At 34.0% G+C, this 17,682-nt stretch carries 21 protein-coding genes and 1 other RNA gene; 3 read left to right on the top strand and 19 right to left on the bottom strand.

What is annotated here, in order from left to right:
- Positions 1 to 2 precede the first annotated feature (2 nt).
- From AB1278_RS11465 to AB1278_RS11445, 5 genes are all read right to left on the bottom strand, one after another.
- Positions 3 to 704: a GIN domain-containing protein gene (locus AB1278_RS11465; RefSeq protein ID WP_429814366.1), complete on the bottom strand. Its 702-nt coding sequence runs from the start codon at positions 702 to 704 to the stop codon at positions 3 to 5.
- Between the two features lie 195 nt (positions 705 to 899).
- A complete protein-coding gene (locus tag AB1278_RS11460) occupies positions 900 to 1,283 on the bottom strand; it encodes a hypothetical protein (protein WP_429814363.1) in 384 nt (127 codons plus the stop codon).
- A gap of 113 nt (positions 1,284 to 1,396) precedes the next feature.
- The gene (locus AB1278_RS11455) at positions 1,397 to 1,789 is read right to left on the bottom strand and encodes a hypothetical protein (protein ID WP_062674914.1); all 393 of its coding nucleotides are present in this window, start codon (positions 1,787 to 1,789) and stop codon (positions 1,397 to 1,399) included.
- Complete coding sequence (locus AB1278_RS11450; RefSeq protein WP_110010230.1) at positions 1,789 to 2,739, bottom strand: glycosyltransferase family 2 protein; 951 nt, start codon at positions 2,737 to 2,739, stop codon at positions 1,789 to 1,791. The genes AB1278_RS11455 and AB1278_RS11450 overlap by 1 nt, the downstream gene beginning before the upstream one ends.
- A 16-nt stretch (positions 2,740 to 2,755) precedes the next feature.
- Positions 2,756 to 3,358 (bottom strand): DUF4199 domain-containing protein, encoded by a 603-nt coding sequence (locus tag AB1278_RS11445; protein WP_062674918.1) that lies wholly within the window; start codon positions 3,356 to 3,358, stop codon positions 2,756 to 2,758.
- Positions 3,359 to 3,489: 131 nt separating this feature from the next.
- On the opposite strand from AB1278_RS11445, the gene ffs reads away from it, so the two are divergent.
- Positions 3,490 to 3,587: signal recognition particle sRNA small type (gene ffs, locus AB1278_RS11440), an RNA gene on the top strand.
- A 117-nt stretch (positions 3,588 to 3,704) separates the two neighbouring features.
- On the opposite strand, the gene AB1278_RS11435 is transcribed toward ffs, so the two are convergent.
- The 6 genes from AB1278_RS11435 to gyrA form a co-directional block, all read right to left on the bottom strand.
- Positions 3,705 to 4,391 carry a metal-dependent hydrolase gene (locus AB1278_RS11435; RefSeq protein ID WP_429814358.1) on the bottom strand — a complete coding sequence of 229 codons (687 nt, stop codon included), beginning with the start codon at positions 4,389 to 4,391 and terminating at the stop codon, positions 3,705 to 3,707.
- Between the two features lie 127 nt (positions 4,392 to 4,518).
- A complete protein-coding gene (locus AB1278_RS11430) occupies positions 4,519 to 4,965 on the bottom strand; it encodes an SRPBCC family protein (RefSeq protein ID WP_429814355.1) in 447 nt (148 codons plus the stop codon).
- A 17-nt stretch (positions 4,966 to 4,982) separates the two neighbouring features.
- The gene (gene menA / locus AB1278_RS11425) at positions 4,983 to 5,912 is read right to left on the bottom strand and encodes a 1,4-dihydroxy-2-naphthoate octaprenyltransferase (protein WP_429817357.1); all 930 of its coding nucleotides are present in this window, start codon (positions 5,910 to 5,912) and stop codon (positions 4,983 to 4,985) included.
- A 73-nt stretch (positions 5,913 to 5,985) separates the two neighbouring features.
- Positions 5,986 to 6,822: a 1,4-dihydroxy-2-naphthoyl-CoA synthase gene (locus AB1278_RS11420; protein WP_034697698.1), complete on the bottom strand. Its 837-nt coding sequence runs from the start codon at positions 6,820 to 6,822 to the stop codon at positions 5,986 to 5,988.
- A 318-nt stretch (positions 6,823 to 7,140) separates the two neighbouring features.
- Entirely contained in the window at positions 7,141 to 8,178 is a 1,038-nt protein-coding gene (locus tag AB1278_RS11415; RefSeq protein WP_110010234.1) for a tetratricopeptide repeat protein, read from the bottom strand.
- Between the two features lie 30 nt (positions 8,179 to 8,208).
- The gene (gene gyrA / locus AB1278_RS11410) at positions 8,209 to 10,803 is read right to left on the bottom strand and encodes a DNA gyrase subunit A (RefSeq protein WP_343642718.1); all 2,595 of its coding nucleotides are present in this window, start codon (positions 10,801 to 10,803) and stop codon (positions 8,209 to 8,211) included.
- A gap of 149 nt (positions 10,804 to 10,952) precedes the next feature.
- Here gyrA and AB1278_RS11405 point away from each other — a divergent pair, with 149 nt between their 5' ends.
- A complete protein-coding gene (locus AB1278_RS11405; RefSeq protein ID WP_343642716.1) occupies positions 10,953 to 11,267 on the top strand; it encodes a DUF4286 family protein in 315 nt (104 codons plus the stop codon).
- A 43-nt stretch (positions 11,268 to 11,310) separates the two neighbouring features.
- Here the strand turns inward: AB1278_RS11405 and AB1278_RS11400 are convergent, their stop codons facing one another.
- The 4 genes from AB1278_RS11400 to AB1278_RS11385 form a co-directional block, all read right to left on the bottom strand.
- Positions 11,311 to 11,538: a hypothetical protein gene (locus AB1278_RS11400; protein WP_171006281.1), complete on the bottom strand. Its 228-nt coding sequence runs from the start codon at positions 11,536 to 11,538 to the stop codon at positions 11,311 to 11,313.
- A gap of 115 nt (positions 11,539 to 11,653) precedes the next feature.
- Positions 11,654 to 11,833, bottom strand: a complete 180-nt coding sequence (locus AB1278_RS11395) for a quinol oxidase subunit 4 (protein WP_343642712.1) — start codon at positions 11,831 to 11,833, stop codon at positions 11,654 to 11,656.
- A gap of 221 nt (positions 11,834 to 12,054) precedes the next feature.
- The gene (locus AB1278_RS11390) at positions 12,055 to 12,546 is read right to left on the bottom strand and encodes a GNAT family N-acetyltransferase (protein ID WP_202840655.1); all 492 of its coding nucleotides are present in this window, start codon (positions 12,544 to 12,546) and stop codon (positions 12,055 to 12,057) included.
- A gap of 5 nt (positions 12,547 to 12,551) precedes the next feature.
- Positions 12,552 to 13,064, bottom strand: coding sequence for a DUF421 domain-containing protein (locus tag AB1278_RS11385; protein ID WP_202840657.1), 513 nt, complete (start codon positions 13,062 to 13,064; stop codon positions 12,552 to 12,554).
- 117 nt (positions 13,065 to 13,181) lie between these two features.
- On the opposite strand from AB1278_RS11385, the gene AB1278_RS11380 reads away from it, so the two are divergent.
- Entirely contained in the window at positions 13,182 to 13,727 is a 546-nt protein-coding gene (locus tag AB1278_RS11380; protein ID WP_343642708.1) for a hypothetical protein, read from the top strand.
- Positions 13,728 to 13,757: 30 nt separating this feature from the next.
- Here AB1278_RS11380 and AB1278_RS11375 read toward each other — a convergent pair whose 3' ends face one another.
- The 4 genes from AB1278_RS11375 to AB1278_RS11360 all read right to left on the bottom strand — a co-directional run bounded on the left by AB1278_RS11375 (position 13,758) and on the right by AB1278_RS11360 (position 17,660).
- Positions 13,758 to 13,892, bottom strand: coding sequence for a bacteriocin-like protein (locus tag AB1278_RS11375; RefSeq protein ID WP_082798797.1), 135 nt, complete (start codon positions 13,890 to 13,892; stop codon positions 13,758 to 13,760).
- Positions 13,893 to 14,006: 114 nt separating this feature from the next.
- The gene (locus AB1278_RS11370) at positions 14,007 to 14,411 is read right to left on the bottom strand and encodes a hypothetical protein (protein WP_343642704.1); all 405 of its coding nucleotides are present in this window, start codon (positions 14,409 to 14,411) and stop codon (positions 14,007 to 14,009) included.
- Between the two features lie 183 nt (positions 14,412 to 14,594).
- Positions 14,595 to 15,521, bottom strand: coding sequence for an HNH endonuclease (locus AB1278_RS11365; protein WP_429814350.1), 927 nt, complete (start codon positions 15,519 to 15,521; stop codon positions 14,595 to 14,597).
- 3 nt (positions 15,522 to 15,524) lie between these two features.
- Entirely contained in the window at positions 15,525 to 17,660 is a 2,136-nt protein-coding gene (locus AB1278_RS11360) for a hypothetical protein (RefSeq protein ID WP_429814348.1), read from the bottom strand.
- Between the last annotated feature and the right edge of the window lie 22 nt (positions 17,661 to 17,682).

The raw sequence follows: 17,682 nt of genomic DNA, 5'->3' as shown, positions 1-17,682 counted from the left end.
TTTTAATCCAACTTTTTGTTTTCGACTTTCGTCGTTTTATCAATTTTAAACGCTCTGATCGGATCGTTATAATAGACAAATTTTGCTGTGTTCTGAATATGTCCTTTTAAAGAATCTTTTACGTTTACTTCTGCGTAATTTCCGTTTTTGGAATCAATATTCAGGTTGGTAATTTTCCAGTAAGGCGCAATCAAACTTGCTGTATCTGAGATTTTTATAACAGCTTCTTTGGATAATCCAAGAAAATTAGCACGGCTTCTGTTATGCATTTCCACTTCTGCTCTTCTGGTGTTGACAGAGCCCATGAAGCTTGCATTATTTTTCATACTGAGTCTGAAATTGTCTGTCTTGATTTCACTTGAAATATTGACTTCAACAGAATCGGAAACGGCAACTTTTTCAAGATTATATTTTGAATAAATCGTTACATTATAAAAATCGACTCCTTTTGTACCTCTTTTTTCTTTGATGAAAAGTGTTTTGTCTTCTACATCCACATCCAGATTATTGGCTACATTCGGATAGGTCTCTATTTCTACAAAATTTTTCGGACCTCTGGCATAAAATACACGGAATTTCCCTTCCAGGTCAAGGTTTACAAATTCCGGTACATCCACATCTTTCTTTTCAATATTTCCTTTTGGAGAAACTTTTCCACAGGAAAAAACTGCCATCAGCATCAATGTGTATACAACTTTTTTCATATTTAATTTTAAATATTACATTATTATCGTAACAATTCGTACTGAAAATCCCTGAAAGTTTTTTCATATCTCTCATTAGACTTTCAATATTACTTTGAACAAAAATAGGATTAAAATTTCTAAAAATCTTTGTCTTTTGACAATAAAATACCTGATAATTTTTAATTTTCTGCTTTTCAGGAAAAAGACTGTTTGCTATTTATATTTTGTCTTTATTTTTTTATAAAACCACGTTTTAGGACTTCCTGCCATTGAAAATAAAAGCAGATAATTTTCATCTACACTGGAAATTTTCATAGGAGTTACATTTTCATCATCATTATACCTCATTTTCAACAGATTATTTTCTATCTGATAAGTACCTTTGTTTCCCATTGAACTGAAAGTTTTATCCTGATAAAAGGTCAGAACTCCTGTTCCATATCTGGAATTGTTTGTTTTATTTTTCAACGTATCCGTATTAGAAATTTCTCCATCATAAATATCAATAAACTCCCATGAACCGTAAAGTTTATTTGATGAACATGAGACTACAAAAAGTAACAGAAAGTAAAAAAGAATAGATTTGAGTTTAAACATCCGGATTTAAAGTTTTTATAAAAATACAAAAAGCACCCTGCTGACAGAGTGCTTTTCGTTATATTTATTCTTAAATCTGTAAGAATTGATGATTTATTATAGCTCTTCTATGTTTAACTATTTTCAACAGAAGCACCATAAATGATTAAAGTCAAAAGAATTGCAACAATCGCGGCCCCAATAATTAAGGGTTTCCATATTGCTTTTTTCGGATACTTTTCTTCATCTGGAAAATATTTCGGCATAAAATAATAGGAGAGCAAACTTCCCCCTCCAAGGCCGCAAATATAAGCAAGTGAACTTTTAGGCTCTTCCGGAATATTGACAATAACTCCTGTGATAATTGTTAAAAGAACCGAAATTGCCAGTACGGTGTATGCTTCTTTCTTTTTGTTGACCTCTATTAAATTCTGGTATAACAAAACACCTCCGAAAAGTGCGGAAAGAAAAATAGAAAATCCTAAAATGGCTTTCTTAGAATAAATTTTCGGCAGCTTTTCTTCCATTATATCACTTCATCAATATTATAATTCTTATGCTCACGGTTGGTTCTGATAATCATTTCTCCTAAGAATCCTGCGATAAAGAGAAGTGTTCCCATAATCATCATGGTTAATGCAATAAAGAACCATGGATTATTGGTAATCAAATGTCCGTAGATTCCTCTTGCCACATCAATCAGTTTAGAAATTCCCAGCCAGAGTGCTGAAAGAAATCCAACAATAAACATTAAAGTCCCTACCGCTCCGAAGAAATGCATTGGTCTTCCCCCGAAACGACTTACAAACCAAAGGGTTATCAGATCCAGAAATCCTCTGATAAATCTTTCCGTTCCGAATTTTGAAGTTCCGTAAGGTCTTGCCTGGTGCTGTACTTCTTTCTCGGTAATTCTTCTGAAACCTGCATTGGCAGCCAATACCGGAATATAACGGTGCATATCTCCATACACATCAACAGATTTTACCACCTGTCTTTTATAAGCTTTCAAACCACAGTTGAAGTCGTGAAGGTAAACTCCTGAAACTTTTCTCGCTGCCGCATTGAATAGTTTTGACGGAATATTTTTCGTCATTACATTATCAAAACGCTTCTTTTTCCAACCGGAAACGATATCATAATTATCATGAATCACCATATTGTACAGTTCCGGAATTTCTTCTGGGAAATCCTGTAAATCGGCATCCATTGTAATCACTACATCACCGTTTGTTCTTTCAAAAGCGGCATGAAGCGCCTGTGATTTTCCATAATTTCTGGAAAATTTAATAGCGTGGATCTGAGGATACTGAACTTTCATATTCTCAATAATACTCCACGACAAATCCGTACTTCCGTCGTCTACAAACCAGATCTCATAAGATAAATTACTGGTTGTACATACTTTATCAATTCTTGAAAAAAGTTCTTCCAAAGAGTCTTCTTCGTTCAGTAACGGAATAACTATAGATAAATTCATTTAATTTTAATAAAAATTAGGCTTGATTGGTTTCTTCGGGTTGATGTATTGTTCTTGTTCTGAAAAATGCTCCGAAAAACACCGACAAAACTACGTAAAATATAAGAATTGCTGCAAAATATCCTGAAAAATGACTTGCGGTAAGCATATCTTTTCCTTTAACCGCCTCAGGAGTGAAGCTTTGCAGTCTTTCTTTGTATTTCTGATCCAGTTCATCAATATCTTTCTGATGCTTCAGAATTTTTCTTGCAGAAGTATATTCTGTATCCAGTTCTGATTTTTGTCTCTGAACATATTGATAGTTCAAAAGGCTTTTTGCTGCAGGATCAACGAAGGTTAAAAACGCATAAATACTGAAGATGGAAAGAATTCCTCCGATAAACATCGGAACAAATGCTCTTTTGAAAGCATCTTTAAATTTCACCACTCTATGGTTGTTCCAGTAAGATTTTACAGACCAGAAAGCAGCTCCGGCATATAAAAGAGGCAAAACAAAAGCATTGGCTTTCAAAGAGATATCAAAATAATTGATTCCTGAGAAAAAAGTATATACTACAAAGAAAACGATCATTGTAGCAATAAAAAGTATAATTCCTAGTGTTGATGGACTTTTCGTCATATTTAAATTTTTAGAAAAAAGTTGAAAAATTTTCCCTCTAAATGTCAGGCGTTTAGCTTTACCACTGCATTTTTTCGACTAATTTTCTTTAATAAAGTTTTGAAGTTTATAAAATATTCCTACCTTTGCAACGGCAAGTCCTAAACAACCAGCTCCTGAGAATCCTCCAGGGTGGGAACGCAGCAAAGGTAATCGGTCGTAGCGGTGTGATTTAGGTAGCTTGCCATTTTTTTTTGGTTTAAAGTAAGAAGAGAGGTAATTTGATAATTATCTTTTTTTGTTTTTAATACCTTACGCATCATTTTCATTTTTCTAATTTTCAGATTACCTCCGGTTTTGTTATCGATTAAAATTCGAACGTTTCTCCTAATTTTGGTAAAACAAGTTCTACATTTTTATCAGCGAAATGCTTTAGTGCACTTTCATGGTTGATTTCAATGGCAGGAAAAGTATCAAAGTGACATCCGATCACTTTTGGTGTTTTTAACAGTTCTGCTGCTGCAAAAGAAGCTTTTCTGGGGCACATTGTGTAGTGGCTTCCGATGGGAAGAATAGAAAGGTCGATGTTTCCGTATAGTCTCGGGAACAGCTCCATATCAGCCATTACTCCTGTATCACCTGCCAGATAGATATTCTTACCTTCAGGAAGTCTGAAGATATACCCTACAGGAACGCCTCCATAGCTTCCATCCGGGAAAGAACTTGTATGGTGAGCCGGAACCATGGAAATTTTAAGGTCGTCGATTTTTGCCGATCCTCCTAAGTTCACATCGTCTTTATTTTTTGCCTGCTGGAAATAACTGCATACTTCAGGAACTCCAATGATGGTAGCTTCCGGATAGTGCTGCAATACCTCTGCTACATCAGCAATATGGTCACCGTGCGCATGGGTCAGCAGAATATAGTCGATTTTTTGAGCAGCAATATCAAAACCTGACTCTGCTTTTTTGTAGTTGTAAAAAGGGTCACTCAAAATTGTTTTGTCCTTGTACGTGAACAGGAAACAATTTTGCCCTAAGAATTGTATTTTCATTTTAAATTTAATTTCAATTATTATTAAATAGATTAAACACAAATGACTCAAATAATTTCACAAACAGCACAATGAGATTAGTGGAGTTTGTGAAAGCATTCGTGCCATCCGTGTTTTCTTTAATTTATTATTTCGCCGGGAATTTATCCTCAATCAATCTTAAATGAATCCCATGCTCCAGATACGCTTTGCAACCGTCTAAAACCGTTGTAAAACCGCCTGTATTATCATTAATTACTTTCAGCAGGTCTTCACCTGTCTGACTGAATCCGTAGCTTTTAATGATAACAAGAGTTCCTTTTTCCATCGTTTTGAATTCATAATCTACGTGTACTGAAGGCTCTCCCCATTCTGTTCTGATCAGTTGGTTCGGAATAATCTGGTGAACTTTCACTACGTTTTTTACGCCGTACATTTCCCATTCCCAGGTAACCGTCTTACCTTCTTCCAATTTTCCGGTCGATTTGGTAAACCAGAAATTGGTAGTTACTTCCGGATTGATGAATGCTTCGAAAACATCCTCAACCGGCTTCCTGATAAGCATTTGAGCTTCAACGTATGCATTAGAACTCATGGTATACTATTTTAGATTTAGTGAAATAAGTTAAGTCCGGCTGCGGTAAGAATTGCCATTACAAAAGTCATGATTCCTACCTGTTTTAAGTACTGGTCTAATTCTTTTGGTTCTTTCACCGACATGATGCTTCTCCTCAGCTTGGCTAATGGGAATAACAGGATCATTACAATAAACACATAGTAGTTTTGCTGCTGTATAAACCCGTTTACTCCTAAAAAGATAAGGATAAGCACCAATGGTAACTGCAACAGAACCATTTCATAGATCATTGCATTTTTGAATCCGATTCTCAATGCAAAGCTGTTTTTCCCAGACAGTCTATCACTTTCGATATCTCTCATATTGTTCAGGTTAAGAACCGCCATGCTCATCATTCCAACCGCTGTTCCGGGTAATAATATATCCCAGCTGAAAGTTTTTGTGAATAAAAAATAGCTTCCGCACACAGAAACCAGTCCAAAGAAGATAAACACGAAAATATCTCCCAATCCCATGTATCCGTAAGGTTTTTTACCTACCGTATATCCAATTGCGGCAAGAATACTTGCTACTCCCAATCCTATGAAGATATAGAATTCATTCATATAGTTTGGAATGAAGGCTACGTATAGCAAAGCGATGGTAGCAATGAAGGATAATGCTGCGAAAAGGATTACTGCATTTTTCATCTGTTTTGCGGTAATTTTCCCTGATGCTACAGCTCTTGCTTCAGCTTCATTGATTCTTTTGGCGTCTGTACCTTTTACTCCGTCACCATAATCATTGGCATAATTTGATAAAATCTGGTATAAAAGCGTAACCAACAGAGCGAGTGCAAGGATTTTCCAGTCCCAGGTACCGCCTTCTCCGTAAAGTCTCCATTTTGCAATGAAAGCTCCCATAATAATTCCGCTTAAGGAAAGCGGTAAAGTTCTTAGCCTTGCGGCTTTTATCCAATCCGTCATATTTTTATCATTGATAAGCGATAATTGATAAATGATAATATCAATCATCATTCATCAATTATCAATTATATTTTTAGGATATCCATTGATCTTCTCCGAAGTTAGGTTTTCTTTTTTCAAGAAAGGCATTTCTTCCCTCCTGAGCTTCTTCTGTCATATAAGCAAGACGGGTAGCTTCTCCGGCAAAAACCTGCTGCCCTACCATACCATCATCTGTAAGGTTCATGGCAAATTTCAGCATTCTGATAGAAGTTGGTGATTTAGCTAATATTTCCTGTGCCCATTCGTAAGCTGTATCCTCTAGTTCTGCGTGAGGCACCACTTTATTCACCATTCCCATTTCGAAAGCTTCCTGTGCAGAATAGTTTCTTCCTAAAAAGAAAATCTCACGTGCTTTTTTCTGTCCTACCATTTTAGCAAGATAAGCAGAACCATAACCACCATCGAAACTGGTAACATCGGCATCGGTTTGCTTGAAAATAGCATGTTCTTCACTCGCTAAAGTAAGGTCGCATACTACGTGAAGTGAGTGTCCTCCACCAACTGCCCATCCGGGAACAACAGCGATCACCACTTTCGGCATAAAACGGATCAGACGCTGAACTTCAAGAATGTTCAGACGATGTCTTCCGTCTTCTCCTACATATCCCTGGTGTCCTCTGGCTTTCTGATCTCCTCCACTGCAAAATGCCCATCCTCCGTCTTTTGGACTTGGTCCTTCTCCTGACAGCAATACAACCCCTATTGAAGGATCTTCATAGGCATCATAAAAAGCATCATATAATTCTGAAGTTGTTTTAGGTCTGAAAGCATTACGTACTTCAGGTCTGTTGAAAGCAATTCTTGCTACTCCGTTAGATTTTTTATAGGTAATATCTTCGTATTCCTTGGCGGTTTTCCACTCGATCATCTTATAAAAATTTTTCTCAAAGATACGGAATTACAGAGAAATTTTCAGGTTGAAATTGAAGGTTCATCTCTATAAAAAAAGAAATTTTGAATGCATGAATCCGGCATGAAGAGAAACTGCATAACAGGGCCGGTAATAAATCAAACCTAACAGGTTTTTAAAACCTGTTAGGTTTATAAATTTAATTCAAAATCATAAAAGGCCTGCAAACTTCTATATGAAACATAAAATCCTGATATGAACTTCATTACTTTGTGTTTACAATAAAAAAAACCGGAACATTTCTATTCCGGCTTTATCTGTTGTGTCAAAAAATGATTATTTTGCACCAGCAGCTGTAAGTTCAGCTTCTTTAGCTTTCATTTCTTTAACTTTATCCATGTTTTTAGTTACAATGTAAATTTCTTTTAACGCAGTAACCGCATCAAGACTCTTTGGGTTGGCTTTATACCATCCTTCAGCATATGGTAGTGCTTTTCCAAATCTTTCTCTTCTTGCATCAATCAGCTTAGAAGCTTCATCCGGCTTGTCTTTTCTTAAGGCATTGATCTCTCCTACTACTTTAGCATCATCACCAATAGTCGTATATACTAAATTCTGATATGCATCAGAGAAATCAGGCTTCAGCTCAACAGCTTTTTTGAACGCTTCCAAAGCATCGTTAACAGTAGCCGGGTTTTTAGCCTGCATTACCCCAAGGTTATACCAGTTTGTAGCATCGTTAGGGTTTTTAGCCAATTGTTCTTTCAATCCTGAAACAAATTTGTCTGTATTTCCAGACTGAAGGTATGCTGTAGTCTGAGCTTCTTTAAGCTTAGCATTGTTTGGGAATTTAACCAAACCTTTTTCGATAATCGTAAGAGCCTCAGTTGGTTTTTTAGCATTCAAAAGCAATGAAGACAAAGTTTCATACAAATCAGACTCTATACTTTTAGTCTGTTCTGTCTTGAAATCACTGTAATCAGGGTTCTTTTTCATTAGTTCCCAGGTAGCTTTATCAAGATTTACAACCTGACCTGTCTTCTTCTCTTTTGCAGTGTATGTAGTTTCTACTCCTGTAAATCCGGAATTGATAAGGTCTGTATATATTTTGATAGACTGATCAGTGTTATTAGCTAACGCGTGGCTCAATCCGGCATAATACATATATATTTTATTATCCTGCCCGTTAGCCTTTAACAAGTCGTAGACTTCTATAAACTTAGGCGCTGCAGCAGCATAGTTTTTTGCATTATATGCATCCATAGCCACTTTATTAGCTTCCTGAAGCTGAGCATTTAAAGCTGCCGCATCTTTTTTCTGCCCAAAAGCAAAAGCAGATGCTACGATAGCCATTCCTAAAATTAGTTTCTTCATAATAACTATTTTATATTTATATTGTACAATTTATTCGGAATCAGAATTCTCATTTTCCTCTGCAGAATTTTCATTTTCAGCCTGAGGAGCCTCTTCGTTTTCCTGGTTATCAAATAGCGATCCTACAACACCTTCTTCTGTTTCTTCAAGTTCTTCAGAATCTTCCTCTACATCTTTATCCATTTCTACTTTTGCAATGGCTGCAATTTCGTCATTTTTCTTAAGGTTGATCAGTTTTACACCCTGAGTATTTCTACCCATTACTCTCATTTCATCCATTCCCATTCTGATGGCAACACCGGATTTGTTGATAATCATCAATCCGTCTTCGTCTGTTACGTTCTGAATAGCAATAAGATTTCCTGTTTTTTCAGTAATATTAAGCGTAATAACTCCTTTTCCTCCTCTGTTGGTAATTCTGTAGTCTTCTACCGCAGTTCTCTTACCATATCCTTTTTCAGATACTACAAGTACTGTTTCGTTCTCTACATCGTTCACAACAATCATACCAATAGCTTCGTCACCATCTTCAAGCAGGATTCCTCTTACCCCGATAGATCCTCTACCTACTTCTCTTACTTTCTCCTCAGGGAAACGGATACACTTACCATTTTTAGTGGCAATCATGATCTGAGAAGTTCCATTGGTAAGGTAAGCTCCTAATAGCTGGTCATTATCTCTGATTTCGATAGCATTCACCCCGTTTACTCTTGGTCTTGAATAGGCTTCCAACGATGTTTTCTTGATGGTTCCGTTTTTAGTTACCATCACGACGCTCATCTGATTTACATATTCGGAATCCTTAAGGTTGTTGGTTCTGATATATGCTTTGATCTTATCATCCGGTTCAATGTTGATAAGGTTTTGTACTGCTCTTCCTTTTGCCGTTTTGGAGCCTTCAGGAATTTCAAATACTCTTAACCAGTAACATCTTCCTTTTTCAGTGAAGAACAGCATATACTGGTGGTTGGTTGCAGAAACAATATATTCAAGGAAATCGGAATCCCTTGTCGTTGCCGCTTTATTACCTACACCACCTCTACTTTGGATTTTATATTCTGAAAGAGAAGTTCTCTTGATGTATCCTGCATGAGAAATAGTAAGAACGACAGATTCATTAGGAATGATATCTTCGATAGACATTTCTCCTCCTGAGTAATCTATTTCAGTTCTTCTTTCGTCTCCGTATTTTTCTTTGATTTCGATTAATTCTTCTTTAATGATCTGGAATCTTCTCGGCTCGTTAGCTAGGATGTCTTCCAAATTTGCGATTTCTTTCATAATCGCATCATACTCATCACGGATCTTATCAAGCTCCATTCCTGTAAGACGGGCTAATCTTAGATCAAGAATTGCCTGAGCCTGAATATCAGAAAGTTCAAAAGCTTCGATCAAGCCTTCTTTTGCAGCCTGAGGGTTGGCACTGTGACGGATAATAGAGATTGCTCTGTCTAAAGCATCCTGAGTTCCGATCACCTTCATAAATCCTTCAAGAATATGTGCTCTCTCTTTTGCTTTCTTAAGCTCATACTGAGTTCTTCTTACGATGACCTCGTGTCTGTGCTCTACAAAGTGATGAATGATATCTTTAAGGTTCAGCTGCTCCGGTCTTCCGTGTACCAATGCAATATTGTTTACACTGAAAGAGGTCTGAAGTGCTGTATATTTATATAATAGGTTAAGAACGACATTCGGTATTGCATCGTTTTTCAATTCATATACAATACGAAGTCCTTTTCTATCCGACTCATCTCTGATTTCGTGGATTCCCGGGATTTTTTCGTCTTTAACAAGCTCTGCTGTTCTGGCGATCATTTCCGCTTTGTTTACCTGATAAGGGATTTCGGTAACAATAATCGCGTTTCTGTTTCCGATTTCATCAAAGTTAACTTTAGCTCTTAAAACAACTCTACCTCTTCCTGTATGGAATGCATCTCTTACTCCGTCATATCCATAGATGATACCACCTGTAGGGAAATCCGGTGCAATGATGTGCTGCATCAGTTCGTCAATCGTAATTTCTTTATTATCGATATACGCACAGATTGCATCTACAGATTCTGAAAGGTTATGAGGCGCCATATTCGTTGCCATACCTACCGCGATACCTGAAGTACCATTTACCAAAAGATTCGGAACTTTAGTCGGCATTACCGTCGGTTCCTGTAAACTGTCGTCGAAGTTATTCTGAAAATCAACTGTTTCTTTGTCCAGGTCTGAAAGAACCTCATCAGAGATTTTTTTCAATCTAGCCTCGGTGTAACGCATTGCTGCAGGCGGGTCACCATCCATGGAACCAAAGTTACCCTGTCCGTCTACCTGAGGATAACGCAAGCTCCAGTCCTGAGCCATTCTTACCATAGCATCGTATACAGAGGAATCTCCGTGCGGGTGGTATTTACCCAAAACGTCCCCAACAATTCTCGCAGATTTTAAATATTTTCTATTAGAAAACACCCCTAGTCCATACATACCATACAGTACTCTTCTATGAACGGGTTTCAAGCCGTCTCTTACATCCGGTAACGCTCTTGAAACGATAACGGACATCGAATAATCGATATAAGACGACTTCATTTCATCAACAATGTTGATAGGAATCAGTCTTTCTCCTTCTTTTTGCATAAACAAATTTTATTGTAATGATATTCAAACTCTTAGCTGTCAGTTTGAAAATTATTTATTTCCAATTTTTATTAACGGGCTAATTTACGAAAAAAAAGCCGATTTTTGTGGTAGAATTTATCCAAAAAATCTTAAAAATTCATAAAAATATGAGCGTATTAAGTATAACTTTCCACTGCACAAAAGATAACCTGGAAGAATGGGAAAATTATATTGATGAAACACTGGTTTTAATGACTGAAAACCTTATGGATGTTAACAAATATATTCTTTCTGAGGTGCACAGTGACTTTATCGACGAAGGTAAAAATTATAATCTCCTGTTAATTTTTGATAATGATGAACTAAGGGAAGATTTTATTAAAAGTGAACTTTTAAATATTTCCGAAAGAATTGAGAAAAAGTTCGGACAGGAAGTAATGGTTTTCAACACTTTCCTTAATCCCAAAAAATCGAGATTATAACAGATCATAAAAAAGCACTGAAAAAATTCAGTGCTTTTCTTTTTTATCTGTGATGTCCATGACCACGGCCTTTACCTTTGTGATGATGCCCGCGATCGTCATAAATATACACTTTCTTTACCTGTCCTGGTGCGTAGTACCTTGCACTTCCGCCATAATACCTTTTTGCATGACCCGGTGGCATTCTTCTTCCATGATGATCGTGTACCACACAAGATGACAGCATTAAAACTACCACAGCTACCCCAGCCATTTTAAACAAACTTTTCATTATTTTCACTTTTTCAATTTCGATAGCGAAATATATCAATGTTAATGCCAAAATAAATTGAAATTAAGCTAATGTATGTTAAAACTGACTGCTAATTTTTTATTTTTTGTACCAGTTAATAGCCGCTTCTTTTTTTCACCTGCCCAGGAGCATAGTCTTTTGCACTTCCTCCAAACACTTTTTTAGCCTGTCCTGGCGGAACTGTTTTAACCCGGCGTCCATTGTCATGCACCACACAAGATGATAACATGAATGTTACAATAAGAACTCCTGTAATTTTAATCAAATTTTTCATTATTTCTATTTTTCAACTTTATTTAATATAACAATGGTAGTGCCAAAGGTTAAAAAAATTAAAGTTCAAAGCTCAAAGTTTAAGGTTTAAGGCTGGAATAGATGGGCTTTTATTGTAGATGGTCAATTTTGCTTCGCAGGTCAATGGGGAATTTTGTTATGGAGAATTATATTACCAACAAAATCATCAATTATCAATCATCTATTATCGATTATAGTTCTCTAGACGATTTCACTTCTTTTTTCCATCAGGATAATATCTTTCCACTCTCCGTTGAGTTTTCCGATTTTTTTACGGACGCCTACGATTCTGAAACCGTTTTTCTGATGAAATTTGATAGAAGTTTCATTTTCGGAGAAGATATTGGTCTGTAATGTCCAGAATCCGTGATCCTCGCTATCCAAAATCAATTTTTTAAGCAATACGGAACCCAATCCCTTTCCTTGATATTCGTTATCAAAATAAATGCTTACCTCTGCAACTCCTTTATAGCATTCTCTTTTGCTCACCGGTTTTAAGGCACACCATCCCACAACTTCATTTTTTTCATTTTCCAGTACCCAGCGGCAGTCGTTAAAATAGCCCATGCTCCATGCCTCAGCAGTTGGGACTTCTGTTTCAAAAGTGGAAATTCCACCGTCTATTCCCTGGCGGAAAATTTCAAGAACCCTGGCTTCATCAGTGGGAAGCATTTCTCTTAATTCGTAATTCATCGTATTTAATGGTATTTTCTTTTGATTTTTCTTTTAATTCTTGAGTAGTGTGTCTGCTTGCTTTTTTCGTCCTGAGAAACCACACTGATATTTCCATCCACTTCCAGAACGGAAAGCTTTACATTGTTAATGTTTTCAATTCCGTGTTCTCTTATCGCTTCTTCCAATTCGCTTTCTGTAATCTTTACCCGATTCAGGGCTGCCTGATCGGCAATTCCATCCTTGATCAGAATAACCGGCTCATCTTCCATAAAAGTCTGAAAGGAGCGGCTGGAAAACATGAATCTCTTCACAATGAAATTAGCAACAAACAAAACCAATGCCGCCACGATTCCTCCCTGAAGAGAGGTATCAGGACCTACCATTGCATTCTGAACAGCATTTGAAATTAACAACAGCAATACAACATCCCCTGCATTCAGCTGAGAAAGCTGGTTTTTACCAAATAACCGGATGGCAATTACCATGAAAAGGTAAACGCAGAGGGAACGGACAGCAACGTTAAGAATAGGATCCACAATTTTTTTTATCTACTCAAATGTATTGATTTTTGTGATTCGTGGGAAATATTTTACGGACAGATTTTGGTATACATTTTGAGCTTGAAATTCAAATAATACCACAAAATAACACCAATGAAAATTTTTTTTCTCTGTTTAGGAATATTTCTGTTTTTTGTATCCTGCAAAAAGAATGAACCTCAACCTACCCGGTTTTCAGAAACTGCCATTATTGAAAAAGTAAATGAACTGTATACTCAATATGGAAAATCCAACGAAGCTGTTTATAACCAGCCGATTCCGGATGCTTTATTTTCTCAGGATTTAAAAAAAGTTTTAGACGAGGCCATCAATGCATCAAAGGCTGATATTGAAAAGGTAAAAAAGAGTGATCATCCTGATGAGAAACCTTTAATATTCGAAGGGGCTATTTTTTCCAGCCTGTATGAAGGCTTTACAGATTATAAAATCAAGTCTGTTAAGATACAGGATAAGACTGCTGAAGCATTGTTAGCCTTTGAATATAATGCAGTTTCCCCCAAAGAAACCTGGATGGACACCGTGCATCTTATCAATACAGAGAAAGGATGGAGAATAGATAATGTTACTTTTGATACAATAGGAAATTCTAAAGATCTTAAAGCAAGATTAACAGAGTTTATTCAGAGTACACAACAATAGAAAAGCCGCTTTTGTAAGCGGCTTTATTTTTTACGGACATTGAACGATTGGAATATCGCTGCAGATTACTTTATTTGCCCACTCGCAAAACGTACAGTATTTTACAGGTTCTCCTCCGTTCACTGACTTCAACTCTGACTTTGTCAGCTTCTTTAAATTTTTCATATCGTTTTAATTTTATGGTAGCCCAAAACTAAAACATATCTGTTTATTCTTTATTACAATTTAATCTGATAAGGTTTCATTATTCACACATTCATGAATAATATGCAATAAATATTATCTGCTGTGGATCTCTACTGTCACAGGCATTACATAGGTGTAAGCAACCATGTTATCAGTTAGTTTTTTGCGGTCTACTCTATAGTCAAGATCGCTTAACACTGCTTCAATTTCCTTGCTTACGGTTTTACAGTCACCACTGGAATGAACATTAACGATTTTTCCGTTTTTAGCAATATCAAACTTCACCACAGAATTTACCGTTCCCTGTTTGTAATCAGGATTGGTAAGATCAAAATTAGCTTCTAATTTATTTCTGATATCGTTAAACGTTTCACTTTTGCTCAGTTGAATTTCCTGAATGGTATTATGATCTGTAGTTTGAGCTTTGGCAGTGTTCAAAACAGCAGCAAATCCGCAAACGAAAAGTGAAGCCATCAATATTTGAATTCTATTTTTCATAACTAACTGGTTTTAAATGTTATACTAACCTATTTTTATATCTCTTAACCAAAGTTATTAAAAATAATTCATATTAATTTCACATTGAGTTAACATTCAGTTAACATTAAAGCTTAATCAATTGATTATCAGTGTAATAAATTTTTAAAATAATTGAAAATTTAATATTAATGGATGGATAATTCAATTATTTTTTTTAAGTTCTTCTATGATATCATGTTTAAATTTTGAAAAAGGTCTTCCATGATAATCATTCTCATTAATTTCAATTCCAAAAATCATTCTATAAACTTCTTCTTTTGATATTGCTAACCCTTTAAAAGTCTTATTTAATAAAATATCTAAGTAATTTTCAGAATACTTATATCTTAAATCTAATAAATCTCGAAGTTCTTTATTAGAATGAGCATTATAAATTTCACTTAAGCATAAATCTCTAAATGTATTTTTAATTTTATTTTGGGCATCTATATTATTTGTAGTAATATTAACTTTTATATTATTTTCAGAAAAAGTTTTTTTCCTAAAACTAAAACTAAATTTTTTTTCTTCAATATTCATTAAGTATGGATGCAAGTGAGTAGATATATCAAAATCGTCGTCAAGCTTTTTCTTATTACAATTTGAACAAATTGGTATTAAATTATAAAAGCTTAGCGCTAAAAGTGGATACTTACTTTGGCTAAAAAAATGATCATATTCTGCTCTTATAATTTTATTTTTTGTGTTCCCTATAGTTTTTACATAATTTCTATTACAATAAATGCATGTATGCTGATCCAGCAATTCCGCCAAAAAATATTTATTTCCTACAATTTGAGAATACCTAAAAACATTTTTTATTTGTGATATTTTGGTGTAATACTTAAGATCTTTAGCTCTATCAGCTTTATTTTTTTTTAGATAAGCAATAAATTCATCAAAATTAAAATTTGGAATAATTTTTACAATAAAATCATTATTCATTTCTTTTAAATGTTCAGGCCTTGAGAGTATTAAGTTTTTAACATTTTGTTCCGTTAAACCAATTAAATCGAAGTCTTTAATACTTGCTTTTATTGCTTTATAATATTTTAAAGCAATTTTATCTGAGAATTCTAAACTGAGCATTGATTAATTATTTTTATTTAATTCATATAACTCTTTCTGCATTCTTTCAATTTCTTTTTCTAAAATTTCTTTTCGAGGAAATTCTAAAGTTGCTTCAAAATACATTTCCTCTAACTTTTGTTTTAAAAAAGGCTCGTCGATAATTTGAATGACTTTATAATATTTTTTGAAGTCTTTACTTCTCTCATTAACTTCCTTTTTAAGCTTCAATAAAATTCTATTTTTATATTTACTTATTTTATATGAATCATTTTCTAAATTTAGTTGAGCTATTTTATCTTTGATATCAAGAATAGAATTTAACCAAACGATTACTTCTTCAATTTTTTCTTTTGCATAATCACCAATTAATCCATTCTCAATAAAGAAACTATCACCCAATAAGTCAGTAATATTTGCTCCAAAAGTATTCATTCTAGAAAAGTTCTTTCCTTCAGACTTTTTCGTATCCTTATTAACATCTAGAAATAAAACGTTTTGTTTAGGAATATCTGAAAGAATAAAAGGAGAGTGAGTTATGAAAAGTATATTAATCGCAAAGATATCTTTGAGATTAGTATTATAAATTTGTTGTAAAATATTATTTACAAATTTTTTTTGAAATTCAGGATGAAAATAAAGCTCAATCTCTTCAAAAATTATATTTACACATTGATATTTGACTATTTCATCTTTTTTAACTGAATTTATATTATTCAAATGATAAATTACAGAACTTATAGAATGTATCAATTGTTGTTCTCCGGAACTTAAACTATTAAATTCAATTAAATCATGCTTATTGGAGTTTTCAATTAAGATATTAGTTTCAAAAAGCGGAGGAGGAAGAATTTCAATTAGAGGGATATTATTCTTATCTGAAAAACTATTCAATTTTTCAGATAAAGCATCAATATCAATTTGAGAATTAATCCCATAATCATTCCATAGAATTGAATAATACTTTATAAAATTAACAGTTTGTTTTAGTTTATAAGCAATATGACTTGGATATTCTTCTATATAATCTAAAAAATCTAAAATATTAACAAATTTAACGGAGTGATTATCAATATTTTTATTAACAACAAATTTTCTATAAGACTCATACTTAAAGCAAATACTTATTATCTTGTATATTATATAAATATCAAAATGTTTTTGATTAGGAATTACTACCCCTTGAATATTAAACTTTTCTTTTGTCTTCTCTAAAATTTCTAATGGATTATGAATTACATTTTGATTGAATAATATTCCATAATTATCTTTTTCGAGCAATTTAATTTTTACATTATAATCTGTATCTGGAGGTGTATATATTTGACTAGGTGAAGTATCAACTGCTTTAAACTCTTTCTCTTTTATCCTTTTTATTTCTAATTTTACCGCTAACCCATTATTTCCCATTTTTCGAAGTGAAAAGTTTTCATTAATTACTGGTTTTAGAATATTTACTAAAAGTCTTTGCTGAAGTAAATATTGTTCATTATTAATGTCAATTATGCCTGACAAACCATTTTCTTTATGTTCTCTTTTAGGATTAATAACAACAGGAATTTGATAAGAGTCATTTTTATGAAATAGCTCATCAATCCAATCGCCAATAGTAGAAGAATTAAATGCATATAATGAGTAATTGATAATCATTGAGTAGAAGAAATTATCTAACTTAAACTCTACACTATTTGGTATCTGGTATAAACTAAATGTTAAATGATTAATTTGTAAATAATAATATTCATTTTTATACTCGTAAAAAATTTGACATTGTATTGTTTTGCCATTTTCATCAATATCAATTTCTTTTATATCTGCTGATGTTTTTAATTGTCTTTTTTCATCATAATTTAATAAAGAATAAGAAAGCTGATTTATACTGGCTACAAATAGTTCAACTAAAGCACTTTTTCCAGTTCCATTTTTACCAACTATCGCAGAAATATTAATTTTATCACCATATAAATTTATAGGAGCTGTTGATTCGTATTTTATATTTGACACTTCAATTAGCTGAGAAAAATCAATTATTTCGTTTCCTTTAGAATCTTGGAAGATATAATCATTATAAAATTTATAAATCCTGTTTTCTTCAAGATTTTTTAAAAATTTAGGATTACATTTATCTAATGGACGTATTGCAAGTAATTTAAAGCTCATGTATTATCGTTTTTCCCAAAAG

It is taken from the genome of Chryseobacterium sp. NRRL B-14798 (assembly GCF_050470705.1).
GTDB classification, from domain to species: Bacteria; Bacteroidota; Bacteroidia; order Flavobacteriales; family Weeksellaceae; genus Chryseobacterium; species Chryseobacterium cupriresistens.
Note: the sequence above shows the minus strand (reverse complement) of the source record. Positions and strands in the feature narration are given on the sequence as shown.

Excerpts from the sequence above, each read along its gene's own strand:
- AB1278_RS11380 (WP_343642708.1), top strand. The coding sequence starts at position 13,182 with ATGAAAATTTTTTTTCTCTGTTTAGGAATATTTCTGTTTTTTGTATCC.
- AB1278_RS11450 (WP_110010230.1), bottom strand. The coding sequence starts at position 2,739 with ATGAATTTATCTATAGTTATTCCGTTACTGAACGAAGAAGACTCTTTG.
- gyrA (WP_343642718.1), bottom strand. The coding sequence starts at position 10,803 with ATGCAAAAAGAAGGAGAAAGACTGATTCCTATCAACATTGTTGATGAA.
- AB1278_RS11445 (WP_062674918.1), bottom strand. The coding sequence starts at position 3,358 with ATGACGAAAAGTCCATCAACACTAGGAATTATACTTTTTATTGCTACA.
- AB1278_RS11465 (WP_429814366.1), bottom strand. The coding sequence starts at position 704 with ATGAAAAAAGTTGTATACACATTGATGCTGATGGCAGTTTTTTCCTGT.
- AB1278_RS11370 (WP_343642704.1), bottom strand. The coding sequence starts at position 14,411 with ATGAAAAATAGAATTCAAATATTGATGGCTTCACTTTTCGTTTGCGGA.
- AB1278_RS11365 (WP_429814350.1), bottom strand. The coding sequence starts at position 15,521 with ATGCTCAGTTTAGAATTCTCAGATAAAATTGCTTTAAAATATTATAAA.
- AB1278_RS11390 (WP_202840655.1), bottom strand. The coding sequence starts at position 12,546 with ATGAATTACGAATTAAGAGAAATGCTTCCCACTGATGAAGCCAGGGTT.
- AB1278_RS11435 (WP_429814358.1), bottom strand. The coding sequence starts at position 4,391 with ATGAAAATACAATTCTTAGGGCAAAATTGTTTCCTGTTCACGTACAAG.
- AB1278_RS11375 (WP_082798797.1), bottom strand. The coding sequence starts at position 13,892 with ATGAAAAATTTAAAGAAGCTGACAAAGTCAGAGTTGAAGTCAGTGAAC.
- menA (WP_429817357.1), bottom strand. The coding sequence starts at position 5,912 with ATGACGGATTGGATAAAAGCCGCAAGGCTAAGAACTTTACCGCTTTCC.
- AB1278_RS11405 (WP_343642716.1), top strand. The coding sequence starts at position 10,953 with ATGAGCGTATTAAGTATAACTTTCCACTGCACAAAAGATAACCTGGAA.
- AB1278_RS11360 (WP_429814348.1), bottom strand. The coding sequence starts at position 17,660 with ATGAGCTTTAAATTACTTGCAATACGTCCATTAGATAAATGTAATCCT.
- AB1278_RS11430 (WP_429814355.1), bottom strand. The coding sequence starts at position 4,965 with ATGAGTTCTAATGCATACGTTGAAGCTCAAATGCTTATCAGGAAGCCG.
- AB1278_RS11460 (WP_429814363.1), bottom strand. The coding sequence starts at position 1,283 with ATGTTTAAACTCAAATCTATTCTTTTTTACTTTCTGTTACTTTTTGTA.
- AB1278_RS11395 (WP_343642712.1), bottom strand. The coding sequence starts at position 11,833 with ATGAAAAATTTGATTAAAATTACAGGAGTTCTTATTGTAACATTCATG.
- AB1278_RS11420 (WP_034697698.1), bottom strand. The coding sequence starts at position 6,822 with ATGATCGAGTGGAAAACCGCCAAGGAATACGAAGATATTACCTATAAA.
- AB1278_RS11400 (WP_171006281.1), bottom strand. The coding sequence starts at position 11,538 with ATGAAAAGTTTGTTTAAAATGGCTGGGGTAGCTGTGGTAGTTTTAATG.
- AB1278_RS11415 (WP_110010234.1), bottom strand. The coding sequence starts at position 8,178 with ATGAAGAAACTAATTTTAGGAATGGCTATCGTAGCATCTGCTTTTGCT.
- AB1278_RS11455 (WP_062674914.1), bottom strand. The coding sequence starts at position 1,789 with ATGGAAGAAAAGCTGCCGAAAATTTATTCTAAGAAAGCCATTTTAGGA.